Genomic DNA, 14,095 nt, shown 5'->3' on the forward strand with positions numbered 1-14,095 from the left:
ATGGCCTTTCGCGAAGACGCGCAACCATCCGTTAACCAATCTCGCTAACCCGCGCTCCATTTCGTTTGGATACGACTTTCGCGGGCCGGAGGTGCGCGAAAGCTACTTCCGGGTGAAACGCCTGGAAGCGATAGCGTCAGATGAAGCAAAACGGCAGCGCCTCGTTCAACGTCACCTCGGTGATCGGCAGTGGTCCGATCCGCTGGCTGATCCTTGGCGGCGCCGTGCTGATGGCCGCGATCGCGATCGGCGCCACCCTGATGGCCGAGAATTTCCGCGAGCGCGCCCTGCACAACAGCGAGCGTGAGCTCGAGAACACCGTGTTGCTGCTGGCGCGGCATTTCGACCAGCAGCTCGAGGATTTCGAGGTGGTCCAGCGCGACCTGATCGCGTTCATGCGCGACAACGGGATCGCGACACCGGAGAATTACAAGCGCCGGATGTCGGCCGCGGACATCCATGCAATGCTCAAGTCCAAGATGGACGCGCTGTCCAATGTCGGCAGACTCAACGTGTTCGACGCCGACGGCATGCTGATCAACAGCTCAGGCGACTGGCCGTTGCCGCAGGTCAGCATCGCCGACCGCAGCTACTTCCAGACTTTCAAATCGAGCCCCTACTCGCCCGACATGCTGGTCGCCCCGGTGGTCAGCCGCGTCAGCGGAGTCTGGACCACCGCCATCACCCGCAAGGTGACCGGCCCACGCGGCGAGTTTCTCGGCGTACTCGTCCGCGGCGTCGAGCCGGCGACCTTCGAGAAATTCTTCTCGACCGTTGCGCTCGGCGAAGGCGCCGCGATCTCGATGCACCATCGCGACGGCACGCTGCTGGCGCGCTATCCCCATGTCGAGGAGATGATCGGGAAGAACTTCCGCACCGGCCCGGCCGGTCAGCAGCAGGTGTTCGAGCAGCCCGAGAGCACCTCGCGATTGACCAGCCCGGTCGACGGCAAGGACCGCCTGGTGTCGTCGCGGGCACTCGCCAAATTCCCGATCGTCGTCGTCGCCACGACCACCACGGAAGCGGCACTCGCCAACTGGCGCGAGCAGATCGGCATGCTGATCGCGGTGACCGCAGCATCGGTGCTGGCGATCGCGATCCTACTGACGCTCGTGGTGCGCAAGCTGTTGCAGCAGCACCGCACCCAGCAGCAACGCCTGACGCTGGAGAAGCTCCGGCTCGACACCGCCGTCAACAACATGACGCAGGGGCTGTTGCTGTTCGATGCCGCGCAGCGGCTGGTGATCTGCAACAAGCGCTATATCGAGATGTACGGATTATCCGCCGACGTCATCCGGCCCGGCTGCAGCTTCCGCGACGTCATCGTGCATCGCCACCTGACGGGCTCGTTCCAGGGCGACGTCGAGCGCTACGTCAACCTCGTGCTGCGCGACGTCGGCATCCGCAACACCATGGTGATCGCGACGCCCGACGGGCGCTCGATCCAGGTCGTCAACGAGCCGCTGGCCGATGGCGGCTGGCTTGCAACCCACGAGGACGTCACCGAGCGCCGCCGCGCCGAGGAGCGCATCACGCATCTTGCCCACTACGATGCTCTCACCGACCTGCCGAACCGCGCGCTGTTCCACGAGGAGATCAAGCGCGAGCTGCCGCATGTCGCCCCCGACAGCCAGCTCGCGGTGCTCTATATCGACATCGACGAATTCAAGGGCGTCAACGACTCGCTCGGCCACATGGTCGGCGATGAATTACTCAAGTCCGTTGCGCGGACGCTATCCGGCGTGATCGGCGACGGCGATTTCGTCGCCCGGCTCGGCGGCGACGAATTCGCGATCGTGCAGACCGGCGTGAAGAACGAGGTCGAGGTCACCGACCTCGTCGCGCGCATCTACGAGGTCATCCGTTCGCCCTATCAATGCCTCGGCCACCAGGTCACGACCGACGCCAGCATCGGCATTGCGCTGGCGCCGAAGGACGGCACCGATCTCGACCAGATATTGAAGAACGCCGACCTTGCGATGTATGCGGCGAAGTCGGCCGGCCGGCGCGTCTCGCGCTTCTTCGAACCGGCGATGGATGCCGATGCCCGCGCCCGCCGGGAGCTCGAGATGGAGCTGCGGCAGACCATCGCCGCGGGCAGCGGGCTCGAAGTGTATTACCAGCCCTGCGTCGACCTGCGCAGCAACGAGATCACCGGCTGCGAGGCGCTGGTGCGCTGGCGCCATCCGGTGCGCGGCATGATCTCGCCGGCCGACTTCGTGCCGATCGCCGAGGAGACCGGCCTGATCAACCAGCTCGGCGAATGGGTGCTGATGACGGCCTGCAAGGAAGCCGTGAACTGGCCCGATCACGTCAAGCTCGCGGTCAACGTCTCGCCGGTGCAGTTCCGGACCGGCACGCTGGCGCTCAAGGTGATCGCGGCGCTGGCGGCATCGGGCCTGTCGGCGGGCCGGCTGGAGCTTGAGATCACCGAGGCGGTACTGATCCGCGACGACGAGACGGCGCTGGCCGCGCTGCATCAGCTCCGCGCCATCGGCATCAGGATCGCGCTCGACGATTTCGGCACCGGCTATTCGTCGCTGAGCTATTTGAAGCGTTTCCCGTTCGACAAGATCAAGATCGACCGCTGCTTCGTCACCGACATCGCCGATCCGCAAGGTTCGGCCGGCATCGTCGAGGCCGTCGTCAACATCGCCGCCGAGCGCAGCATGACCACGACGGCGGAAGGCGTCGAGACCGCGCAGCAGCAGCAATTGCTGCGCGAGCTCGGCTGTTCGGAAATGCAGGGCTATCTGTTCAGCCCGCCGAAGCCGGCCGCCCAGATCCGCGAGCTCTTGGCCGGGCATCGCCGTGGCCCTGCTGCAGGTCCGACCGCCACGCGTCGGCGCAAACCTGTTGCCGGCGCGGCGTAGACTTCGGAAGGTGTGGACGACCGATAACGCGTCATGCCCGAGCGTGACCCGGGCATGACGAAGAAGAGATGGGCCTAGTTCGGCACCGGCCGCTTCTGCGCAGCCTTGTCCGCGTTCTTGGCGTCGGCGTTCACGGTGACGCCGCGCAGCTGGTTGAACGCCGCGGCCAGCGCCTTGTCGTTCTTCTCGTCCGGCGGCACGTAGGATTGCGAGCCGGTCTGCTCGGCGCCCTCGGCGGAGAGATGGCCGCGCATCGAGGCTTCGCCCTTGAGCTCGGAGCGGGTCTTGAACTCGTCCGGCACGTCCTGCAGCACCTCGATGTCGGGCTTGATGCCGAGCGCCTGGATCGAATGACCCGACGGGGTGAAATAGCGCGCCGTGGTCAGCGCCAGCGCGCCATTGCCGGCGCCGAGCGGAATGATGGTCTGCACCGAGCCCTTACCGAACGAGCGGGTCCCGATCAGGGTCGCGCGCTTGTGGTCGTGCAGCGCCCCGGCGACGATCTCGGAAGCCGAAGCCGAGCCGCCATTGATCAGCACCACGAGCGGCTTGCCCTTGGTCATGTCGCCGCCGTGGGCGGTGAAGCGCTGGGTCTCTTCCGGATTGCGGCCGCGGGTCGAAACCACCTCGCCGCGCTGCATCAGCGTCGAGGTCACCGAGACCGCCTGGTCGAGCAGGCCGCCCGGGTTGTTGCGGAGGTCGACGACGTAGCCGTCGAGCTTGTCCTGCGGGACCTGCTTCTGGATCTCGCCGATCGCCTTGCGCAGGCCCTCGGTGGTCTGCTCGTTGAACGAGGTGATCCTGATGTAGCCGATGTCGCCGCCCTCGACGTGATACTTCACCGGGCGGACGCGGATGATCTCGCGGGTAATCGAGACCTCGATCGGCTTGTCGGCGTCCTTGCGGACGACCTTCAGCCGGATCGAGCTGTTGGGCGCGCCCTTCATCTTGTTGACGGCCTGGTCGAGCGTCAGGCCCTGGATCTGCTCATCGTCGATCGAGGTGATCACGTCGCCCGACATGATGCCGGCGCGCGAAGCCGGCGTGTCGTCGATCGGCGCCACCACCTTGACGAAGCCGTCCTCCATCGTGACCTCGATGCCGAGCCCGCCGAACTCGCCATGCGTGGTCTCCTGCATCTCCGCCCAGCCCTTCTCGTTCATGTAGCGGGAGTGCGGATCGAGCGAGGAGATCATGCCGTTGATCGCCCCTTCGACGAGCTTGGAGTCCTCGGGCTTCTCGACGTAGTCGGTCTTGATCTTCTCGAACACCTCGCCGAACAGGTTGAGCTGCGAATAGGTGTTGTCGGCATGCGCGGCGGCATTGGCGACGGCGAACAGATGCGCCCCCTGCGGCGAGGCCACGAGCAGGGTGAGACACGCTCCCGCAACCGTCCCGAGGAAGAAGCCAACATGTTTGCGCATTATCCGCGATCCTTTTTCGCTATCGGCCGGCAACGTTCCGCAACGTTCGCCTGCCCCACCCCGACGGGGGCACCACACAACGGCTTTTTGGTCGGATCAAGGCCGCCTTGTCACTGGACCATTACGGTCCTGTCACGATGCCCTGGTCAGCCCCAAAATCAGCATTTAGTCAGCACCACGTCAGCCTCAAGTCGGCTTCCGGTCGGCCTCTGGCCCAGCCTCCCGCAGCCCGCTCTGCCAGGTCGACGGCCGAGTCCCGAATCCGCGCTTGGCCCGGGTGCCCAGCCAATAGCCAAACTGCGGAGGAACATGGCGAAATGGCCCTTCAACCCCGAGTTTCAGCGCGGCATCCATCGGCCAGTTGGGGCTATTGAGGATTTCCCGGCCGACCGCGATCAAATCTGCTTGTTTTTCGCGCAGGATTTGCTCGGCCTGGTCACCATGAATGATCAGGCCGACCGCCATGGTCATGATATCGGCATGCCGGCGGACATATTCCGCCAGCGGCACCTGATAGTTGTATTTGATCTCCTTGCCCAGGATCGGCGCCATCTCGCTGATTCCCCCCGACGAGCAGTCGATCACGTCGACGCCCTTCGGCTTCAGGATCGCCGCCAGCCGCGCGCTCTGTTCCGGACCCCAGCCGGCATTGTCCTCGACCGACAGCCGCACGAACAGCGGCTTGTGATCCGGCCAGTGCGCGCGCACCGCCTCCGTCACCTCGATCAGGAAGCGCATCCGGTTGGCTTCCGAGCCGCCATATTGATCGCTGCGCTGGTTGGAGCGCGCGGAGAGGAATTCGTGCACGAGATAGCCATGGGCGCCGTGCAGCTCCAGCACCTCGAACCCGGCCTCGTGCGCGCGCCGCGCCGCCTGCCCCCAGGCCGCGACGAGGTCCTTCACCTCCTGCGTTTCCAGCGCGCGCGGCACCGGCCAGCGCTCGCTATGGGCGATCGCGCTCGGCGCCACCGGCGTCCAGGCATCCCAATCCTCGATTGCGGCGCTGCGTTCGAGCGGTCGGTCGCCTTCCCAGGGGCGGCTTGCGCGCGCCTTGCGGCCGGAATGGCCGAGCTGGATGCCGGCCACTGCATTCTGTTGCTTGATGAAGCCGACGAGCCGGCTGAGCGGCGCGATGAACTTGTCATCCCAGATGCCGAGATCGCCGATCGTTCCGCAACCGCGCCGCTCGACCTTGGTCGATTCGACGATCACGAGACCGGCGCCGCCGGCGGCGAACTTGCCGGCGTTCATCAGATGCCAGTCGGTCGGAAAGCCCTTCTCGGCCGAATATTGATGCATCGGCGGCACCACGATGCGGTTCTTCAGCGTGACGCCGCGGATGGTCATCGGCGAAAACAGCAGCATGTCGGACATCGCTTCCTCACTTCACGTCGTTACCCGGCGCGCGGGACCGATCTTCTATTTGCCGCCGACGTTATACGCACTGCACGACGGCCGAAAGGGGCGCGGGGCGCGCATCACCGAGGCAACATCCATCCACGAGCTGTTCCTATTGAGCGGGCTTCCGGTTCGCCGACAGGTCCGTCGGGCAGTCTACCCCGCATGCGATCACTTTCCTCTGGTCGGCAACGCGCCACACCAGCAGCGCGGCCAGGACGATGATGGTGACGGTGAGCTTGGCCAACGTGTCGTGATTCAATTTCAGCTCCGAGCAACAATCCGCATGAGCGACAATTATTAGCTGCGAACAAAAACTGGCCCCGGGGCGCCTGAAGGCCGCTGACGGGGCCGACCCGCGTTCGATTCAACGTGATCTGGATCATCATCGTACGGACCTGGCGCGGCCTGCAAGCTCTCCGGTCCGCATGGCAGCACAGCACAGCCGCGCGCGGCCATGCTGGAACTTTCTCGTCCGGAATGCCGCGATCTCCGGGAACCTGCCCGTCCATCACCTAGCCCATATGGGCTACATCCTCACCGTGGCCGTCAACTCCGCACGAGCCTTGCTGCGCCCGCGGCGATCGCGTCGTTGAAGCTCGTATCCCAGAATTGTCCGACCTCGGCGCGCGCGTCGAGCACGCCGAGCTTGAGGAAGGTGTCGGCAACCTTCTGGTGGGTGTCCGGCACGTCAGACGTTACACCAGCCAGCGAGAAGTCGTCGCTGCGGCGGGCGAACTGGTCGAGAATGTCCTGCAACGGCAGATGGGTTTCGGCTACCTGCGCCGCCGCATAGAGGGGAAAATTCTTGTTGGCGAACGCATAGGCGCGCTGGATCCGCAGCAGCAGATCGCTCACGGCCGCGTGGCGCAGCGGATCGTCGATGGCCTTCGGATTGGCGTAGATCGGGAAATTGCCCGAGAGATAGCCGACGCCGGTCTTGAGCAGCCGCGCGCCCTGCCTGGCGATGGCGAGCTGTCCGTTGTAGCCATAGATCGCCCAGGCATCGAGCTTGCCGGAGGCGAACGCCGAGTAGCCGTCGGACGGCGTCAGATTGATCGCCTCGATATCGCCGAACCCAAGGCCTGCCTCCTCGAGCTGTTTCGCGAGGAAGTAATGCGCCGTGGTCGCGCGCACATAGCCGACGCGCTTTCCCTTGAGGTCGGCAATCGAATGGATCGGCGCGTCCTTTGCCGCCACCGTGACCTGGATGTTGAGATCCTCATGGGTGACGGCGATGAAGCGCACCTTTGCGTTCTGGCGCGCGGCGAACATCGCGGGAACCTCGCTGCCCGAACCGACGTCGAGCGCATCGCCGTTCAGGGCCTCGATGTGGAGCACCCCGTTGTTGAGCTCCTTCCATTCGATTTTGTAGGGCGTCTTGTCCTCGCCCGCCGCCTGCAGCAGCGGACGCCAGCCGCCCTTGTAATACGCCACCCGCAAGGTGACGCCAACGAGATCGGCGCCCTCACCCGCCCCGGTTTCCGCGCGCGCACTTCCCGCAACCAGACTTCCGGCGAGCACGCCGAGCGCAGAACGTCGCGAAAGGACAAATGGCGTGGTCACCGGCTTAGGCTCCTGATCAGCAGTTACATTGCCTGCAAGCTTAGGAGAAAATCCGCCGATGTATATGAGACGCTATTTCGTTTTTCGCCGCGCGCGCGAAAAGCCGTTCCAAGGATTGACGGCTTGGCGCGGAAAACAATATCCGACGACGCGAACGTAGCCCGGATGGGCGCAGCGATATCCGGGGCCGCTCTCTCAGTTTGCGGTGACCTCCCCGCATGTCGCGGAGCCCGTCATCGGGCGCGCGTTCGCGCGACCCGTTGGCTCATGCAGGCGGGCTACGTCAGCCGCGCTACTTTGCAACCTCATAAACATCAGGATCGAAGCTCGAGCTCGGATGGGCGAATGCATTCTTCAGTGCCGGCGACATCGGGACATTGTAATTGATGCCGTTCGGCGGTGTCGGCTGCTCCAGCCACTTCTTGTACATGACCTCGATCTCCGGGCTCCCATAGAGCTCGGCCGTCGCGCGGTCCGCGAGCGCCTTGAACGGCGCGTCCTCCCGGCGCAGCATGATTCCGAACGGCTCGGCCTTCGAGAACGCCTCCTCGCTGATCATGTAGAGCGAAGGCTGCTTGGATCGGGCAATCGCGACGGCGAGCTGGACATCGTCGAGCGCATAGGCCTGGGCGCGATCGGTCTCCAGCATCAGGAACGCTTCGGCCTGGTCCTTGGCCGGCTGAACGTTGATGCCGAGCTTGCGTTCGGTGTTGACCTTGATGAGCTGCGTGAGGTTCACCGAGCCTGCAACGGCGGTGACCGACTTGCCCTTGAGGTCGTCGATGGTGTTGATGCCGGCGGACTTTTTGGCGGCGAATCGCGTCGCGCTCAGGAAGTGCGAGTTGGTGAAGGTCACCTGCTTCTGGCGCTCGGCGCTGTTGGTGGTCGCCGAGCAGTGCAGGTCGATCGTGCCGTTGACCATCAGCGGGATGCGGTTCGACGAGGTCACCGGGAGATAGTCGACCGTGATGTCGGGCATGCCGAGCTCCTTCTTCACGGCATCGACGATCTTGAGGCAGATATCGAGCGCGAAGCCGATCGGCCGCTGGTTGTCGTCGAGATAGCTGAAGGGAACGGAGGCCTCCTGAAAGCCCAGCGTGACCTTCCTGGTCTCCTTGATCTTCTGCAGCGTGCCCGACAGCTCCTCGGCGGCCGCGGGGCCTACGGCGAGCGTGAGGACGAAAATGACGGCGGGCAAACGCATCGGCGGCTCCTGTGCGGTAATCAGATGGCGGTGATAACCCACACACAGGCCCGGCGATACAAGACGGTGTGTCTATCAGCTATCGCGCTTTGCTATGGTCCGCCTGCCGAGGTTGCGACCGCAGCAGCGAGCCATCCGCGCCGGGATCGCTACTGCTGCGCCCCGCCCTCGAGCAGGCGGTCGCCGACCAAATGGACCGCGCCGCGGGTCCATGAGTAATCGGCGCCCATCCGCAAGCCGCTGTCGCCGCGTGAGACGACCGCGCCGCTGCGGGCGTCGCGCACCTGGAAGCCGACCGTGTATTCGGTCCGGCTGACCCGCCTGATCACACCGATCAGCGATTGATCGGCGCCGAGTTTCTGCGCGATCGCCGCCTCGCAGCCGTCGCAGTCGCGCAGCGCCCGCGCCTTGACGGGCTCGGCCATTGCGCCGCCGGTATCGACCAGGCGATAGCGGCCCGATTGCGCGAGCCGGTCGCGGACGCCCTGGGTGACATCGGCCAGAGTGGCTGCATCGGAGCCGGCAAGACCGGACGACGGTGCCGCGGAATTATCCTCGAGCTCGAACTCGAACACCGCAAGCCCGATCGGCGCCGCGGCGGCGGCCCGTGCCGTCGGCAACGCAGCGGCAAGAACGGCGCGCACCTCGCGCGACACGAACATCCGCGCATGGTCCCATGCCTCGTCATTGTCGCCACGAAACGTGTAGAGCTTTTCATACAGCACACGGCTCGCGCCGACATCGATGACCGCCACCTTGGCCCACTGCACCAGCGTGCTCATCTTCTGCACGCCGCCGACCACCTTGATTTGGGCCTCGCCGGCGGGCGCCGCCTGCGGCACCAGGCGATAGCGCGGCTCCGCGGCAATATCGGCGCGCAGCGCAGCCATGAACGCATCCAGCCGCTTCTGATGCACGGCGGTTTGGTCGATCACCTCGCCCGAGGTGTCGACATAGCTGAAATCATCGACGCTGACGCCAAGCGGGGGAGCCGCGGCGGCGCCGGTTTCGGCGCGCAGCGGACAAGATCCGGCCAGAAGGCCGATCAATGCGAGGGCGCGTACGACGAGGCGGGACTGGCGCATGATCGAGGCCTTTCAGCTGCTGGTGTGGTCGGTTGGGTCGCAGCCTAGGCCGGCAGGCCGCTGCGCCGCAGCGGAGCGCCTCCCGGCCGGTGCCGGGAAAATTTCACGACCGTGGTCCACACCCAAGGCGACGCTTCTCGACGCTTCCTTTCTGCCGTTTAATGGGCGTGACGGCCCTGCCCGCAACCACGCGCCGAAGGTCGTCTGCGACCTCTGAGGATACGCCAATGTGGAATTGGTCCGGAAGCGATCTGAAGCTGCGGCTGACGTTGCGTGTGGCTGCGGTGTCGATGCTCTGCTTTGCCGCGATCTCCGGCTACTTCCTGATCGAGGCCGACCGCTCGGTGCGCGCCAGGATCGCTGCCGTTGCCGATGTCGCCGCCAGGACGCTGGAGCTGCAGCAAAGCAAGATCCAGTGGCTGAACAATCCGCGCTCCGATTTCCCCGATCTCGACAGCGTTGCCACCTCGGTCATGGCGCCCGGCCTGTGCCTCGCGTTTCGCAGCAATAGCGGCGAGATCAGCCAGCGCTTCTGCGGCGGCACGCAGACCGATACGGCCGCGCCGCCGCAGGCCTTTGCGGCGCTCTATCGCCGCCTGTTCGATCCCGGCCGGGAGACCGTGCGCCCGGTGATTTCGCGCGGCCAAGCGATCGGTCAGGCCGTGGTCTGGGTCGATCCGGCGGTGCTGACGACTGAGGCCTGGCACGATGCCGGCCGGCTGATGGCGGTGCTCATGATCGCGCTGCCGCTGCTCTGCGCGCTGGTCTATGCGGCGCTGTCGCGTGCGCTGCGTCCGACGCGGCTGATCCGCGACGGGCTTGAGCGGATCGCCGCAGGCGACCTTGCCGCGCGCCTGCCGCCGTTCAATCTCGCCGAATTGTCGGCGATCGGCGACGTCTTCAACCATCTCGCCGAGCGCCTCACCACTGCGCTATCCGACCGCAATGCGCTGACGCAGAAACTGATCGTGGTGCAGGACGAGGAACGCCGGCATCTCGCGCGCGAGCTGCACGACGAGTTCGGGCAATCGCTGGCCGCGATCCGCGCGCTCGCCGCCTCGGCGCGCCTGACCGCGGCGCAGGATTGCCCTACCTTGCTCGCCGAATGCGACGGCATCGCGCGGACCGCGACCGACATGATGGAGACGTTGCGCGGCGCCCTGTTCAGGTTGCGCCCGCCCGACGTCGACGAACTCGGCCTTGCAGCCAGTCTGGAGGGCCTGATCGCCGGCTGGAACGGCCGCAGTCGGGGACAGCCGCGGTTCGAGATCGTCATATCGGGATCGTTCGAGCGCATCGCCACCTCCACCGGCGCCAACCTCTACCGCATCGTGCAGGAGGCGCTCACCAACGCGGCCAAGCACGCCGGCGCCACCCGCGTCATGCTGCGGCTTGAGATGCGCGAGACGGCTTCGGCCGGCGGCGGCGGCGAAATCGTGCTCGCGATCGACGATGATGGCAGGCCCGGCGATCCCCAGGGCGATCCTCAAGTGAAGTCCGGCATGGGCCTGCTCGGTATGCGCGAGCGGGTCGCCGCGCTCGGCGGGCGGCTGAACTTCGAAGCCGGCCAGTCCGCCGGCTCTTCGCTCCGTGTCAGCGTTCCCGTCGCGGCCGGCCGAGAGGCCGCATTTGTGGAACGCGCGGCATGAGCACTGCGGCGCGAACCATCCTGCTGGTCGATGACCACGCCGTCGTTCGGGAGGGCTACCGGGCAATGCTTCAGAAGCAGCCGGGCCTCGCCGTCGTCGCCGAAGCCTCCGACGGCGTCGAGGCCTACCGCCTCTACAAGGAGACCGGGCCCGACCTCGTCATCATGGACCTGTCGATGCCCGGCATCGGCGGCATCGAGGCCATCCGGCGCCTCAGGCAGTGGGACAAGCGGGCAAAGATCCTGGTGTTCACCATGCACCAGAACGCGGCCTTTGCCGTGCAGGCGATCCGCGCCGGCGCGAGCGGCTATGTCACCAAGACCAGTCCGCCGGAGACGCTGGTGCACGCCGTGATGGATGCGCTGTCGGGCAAGATCGCGATCAGCCCGGATATCGACCACGAACTCGCGCTTAGCCACCTCGCCAGCGAGAGCGCCGCTGCCGATCTCCTGACCGCACGGGAATTCGAGGTGCTGCGCATGCTGCTCGCGGAAAAGACCACCGACGAGATCGCCGAGGCGCTGCATCTCAGCCCCAAGACGGTCGCGAACCTACATTCCATGATCAAGGACAAGCTCGGCGTCGGCACGGACATCGAGTTGGTCCGCCTTGCGCTGCGGCAAGGCATCCTCACGCCGATCGATCTGGGCGAACGGTGAACCCGCATCGCCGAACGACCAAGGCTGCCCCACGGCCGTTCCCGCCGTGCGGGCAGGTTGACGAAACCGGACAGACAATCCAGAATAGCGACATGCGCAACATCTGTCCGATGTCTTTGACCACTGCGACGACCAGCCTTGGCGGGTCGTCTCCTGGTCGTATGCGGTAACAGACTGCACAACCAGACAAGGCCCCGCCGGCGACGGACGGGGCTTTTTTCATGCGCAAACTCGTCCGCGCTGCTTCCATCGGGAGAGCAAGCTATGGACGATCTCGATCACAGAAGCCTCGGAACGCGTCTCGATCTCTGGCACATCCAGGAGGATGCGCCAGGGATGGTGTTCTGGCATCCGCGTGGCAACACGCTTTATCGCGTCCTGGAGGACTACATCCGCCGCAAGATGCGCCGGTTGGGCTATGCCGAGGTTCGAACGCCTCAGCTGCTGCCCCGCGACCTCTGGATTCAAAGCGGCCATTGGGAGAAATTCGGCGCGCACATGTTCGGCTTTGCCGACGGCGAGCGCGCAATGGCGCTCAAGCCGATGTCCTGTCCCTGCCACGTCCAGATCTTCAACAAGGGCCTTCGTTCCTGGCGCGACCTGCCGCTGCGCTACGCCGAGTTCGGCGTCTGTCACCGCGATGAGCCGTCAGGCTCGCTGCACGGACTGATGCGCACGCGCGGCTTCGAGCAGGACGACGCCCATGTGTTCTGCCGCGAGCAGGACGTGCCCAATGAAGTCGCCCGCTTCGTTGCGCTCCTCTCGGAAGTCTATGCCGAGTTCGGCTTCCCGGCGCCCGAGGTGTCGCTCTCCACCCGGCCGGCCGCGCGCGCCGGCTCGGACGAATTATGGGATTGGGCGGAAGCGACCCTTGCCGCGGCGGCGCGCCAATGCGGCCTGTCGTACGAGATCCAGCCCGGCGAAGGCGCTTTCTATGGGCCGAAGCTGGAGTTCGCGCTGCGCGACCGGCTGGGCCGATCCTGGCAATGCGGAACGGTTCAACTCGACAGCGTTCTGCCGGGCCGTCTCAACGCGTCCTATGTCGGACCGGACGGCGATCGCGCGAACCCGGTGATGATCCACCATGCCGTATTCGGTTCAATCGGTCGCGTCATCGCGATGCTGCTTGAACATCATGCCGGCGCGCTGCCGTTCTGGCTGTCGCCGGACCAGGTCGCGGTCGCGCCGATCTCGCGTGATCACTCCGGATACGCGGTCAAGGTTCTCGATGCGCTCGAAGCTGAAGGCATCAGAGGCGTCCTGTTCGCCAGCGCCGACACCCTGTCGCGACGGATCGTTGCCGCACACGAAGCGGGCATTCCAGTCGTGGCCGTCGTCGGGCAGCGTGAAGCGCAACAAGGCACCGTGAGCCTCCGCGAGCGCGCCGGGGCCGTTTCCGTTTTGCCGCTGGATGACGCCGTCCGGGCGCTTCGACAGCGTGCTTGTCCGGGTCAGGTCGCCGACTGAAAACTCGCTGCGCGCAGCCCGGCGCCGCGGGATCCGCGACGCAAAGAAAGGCCCCAGCGAGGGGGTACACGCTGAGGCCAGAGCAACTTGGTCACACCATCCTAGACCTCGCCCCCGGCGCTTTCCTTTGCTCCTTTGGAGTACCGGATTCATACGGATCGGAGACTGAACCTTATTGCTCGCTCGCGCGTATCCATAACGCCAGGATTTTGCCATTCCTCCTGGGGCTAGAACCAACGCCGCCCGTCGTATTTCAATGCGGGCGGCGTTGCGCGTTTCTGGCCTGGAACGCGAGGAGACCTAGCGCGCCCGCGCGGCTGACATTGATGAAAGTTCCCGGGCAGGAACCGGAACGGATAACAGCCGACGTGAGTTGGACAGCATGATCATGAAGGATGGAGCGTCATCGCCGTGAGCCGAAAAACCCTACAGGCACGTTCGGAGCAGGCACTCGTCGTCGTCATTCTCAGCACCGGCGCGCTCATCGCCTACCTCGGCCTGGCGCTTTCCAGGATGTGAGAGATGCGCCCAGCAGCCAATTTGCTGCGCATCGGAAGCCCGTAAGGCCCAATCACTGATCTGCCCGTCGGCGCGAGCCTCCACCGCAAAGATATTTCGCTTTATCGGAAGTTCAACTCATCGCTCGGGGCTCTCTCTTGAAGAGGGCGCAGGGAAAGCCGCGTGCGGATCGCACCGGGCGATGACACCACGCAATGACGGCGAGAACCGTCCTCATCGTCGTCCTGGCGAAGCCACGAGCCATTACTCCA

The 14,095-nt window shown here is 65.3% G+C and carries 10 protein-coding genes; 4 read left to right on the plus strand and 6 right to left on the minus strand.

Features of this window, described 5'->3' with window-relative positions; translation table 11 throughout:
* Positions 1 to 140 precede the first annotated feature (140 nt).
* On the plus strand, positions 141 to 2,873 hold the full coding sequence (locus HU230_RS14530) for a bifunctional diguanylate cyclase/phosphodiesterase (protein ID WP_176531075.1): 2,733 nt from the start codon (positions 141 to 143) through the stop codon (positions 2,871 to 2,873).
* Positions 2,874 to 2,947: 74 nt separating this feature from the next.
* Here HU230_RS14530 and HU230_RS14535 read toward each other — a convergent pair whose 3' ends face one another.
* The 6 genes from HU230_RS14535 to HU230_RS14560 all read right to left on the minus strand — a co-directional run bounded on the left by HU230_RS14535 (position 2,948) and on the right by HU230_RS14560 (position 9,550).
* Entirely contained in the window at positions 2,948 to 4,297 is a 1,350-nt protein-coding gene (locus HU230_RS14535; protein ID WP_176531074.1) for a S41 family peptidase, read from the minus strand.
* Between the two features lie 186 nt (positions 4,298 to 4,483).
* Entirely contained in the window at positions 4,484 to 5,671 is a 1,188-nt protein-coding gene (locus HU230_RS14540) for an NADH:flavin oxidoreductase/NADH oxidase (RefSeq protein ID WP_176531073.1), read from the minus strand.
* Positions 5,672 to 5,807: 136 nt separating this feature from the next.
* The gene (locus tag HU230_RS14545) at positions 5,808 to 5,957 is read right to left on the minus strand and encodes a hypothetical protein (protein WP_176531072.1); all 150 of its coding nucleotides are present in this window, start codon (positions 5,955 to 5,957) and stop codon (positions 5,808 to 5,810) included.
* 287 nt (positions 5,958 to 6,244) lie between these two features.
* Positions 6,245 to 7,261, minus strand: a complete 1,017-nt coding sequence (locus tag HU230_RS14550) for an ABC transporter substrate-binding protein (protein WP_224943276.1) — start codon at positions 7,259 to 7,261, stop codon at positions 6,245 to 6,247.
* Positions 7,262 to 7,553: 292 nt separating this feature from the next.
* Positions 7,554 to 8,465, minus strand: a complete 912-nt coding sequence (locus HU230_RS14555) for an amino acid ABC transporter substrate-binding protein (RefSeq protein ID WP_176531071.1) — start codon at positions 8,463 to 8,465, stop codon at positions 7,554 to 7,556.
* Between the two features lie 149 nt (positions 8,466 to 8,614).
* Entirely contained in the window at positions 8,615 to 9,550 is a 936-nt protein-coding gene (locus HU230_RS14560; RefSeq protein WP_176531070.1) for a DUF3280 domain-containing protein, read from the minus strand.
* Between the two features lie 227 nt (positions 9,551 to 9,777).
* Here HU230_RS14560 and HU230_RS14565 point away from each other — a divergent pair, with 227 nt between their 5' ends.
* The 3 genes from HU230_RS14565 to thrS all read left to right on the plus strand — a co-directional run bounded on the left by HU230_RS14565 (position 9,778) and on the right by thrS (position 13,325).
* Positions 9,778 to 11,199: a sensor histidine kinase gene (locus HU230_RS14565; RefSeq protein WP_176531069.1), complete on the plus strand. Its 1,422-nt coding sequence runs from the start codon at positions 9,778 to 9,780 to the stop codon at positions 11,197 to 11,199.
* Positions 11,196 to 11,858 (plus strand): response regulator, encoded by a 663-nt coding sequence (locus HU230_RS14570; protein WP_176531068.1) that lies wholly within the window; start codon positions 11,196 to 11,198, stop codon positions 11,856 to 11,858. Before HU230_RS14565 ends, HU230_RS14570 begins: the two co-directional genes overlap by 4 nt.
* Positions 11,859 to 12,122: 264 nt before the next feature.
* The gene (gene thrS / locus HU230_RS14575) at positions 12,123 to 13,325 is read left to right on the plus strand and encodes a threonine--tRNA ligase (protein ID WP_176531067.1); all 1,203 of its coding nucleotides are present in this window, start codon (positions 12,123 to 12,125) and stop codon (positions 13,323 to 13,325) included.
* Positions 13,326 to 14,095 lie beyond the last annotated feature (770 nt).

The sequence above is a fragment of the Bradyrhizobium quebecense genome, from assembly GCF_013373795.3.
Taxonomy (GTDB): Bacteria; Pseudomonadota; Alphaproteobacteria; order Rhizobiales; family Xanthobacteraceae; genus Bradyrhizobium; species Bradyrhizobium quebecense.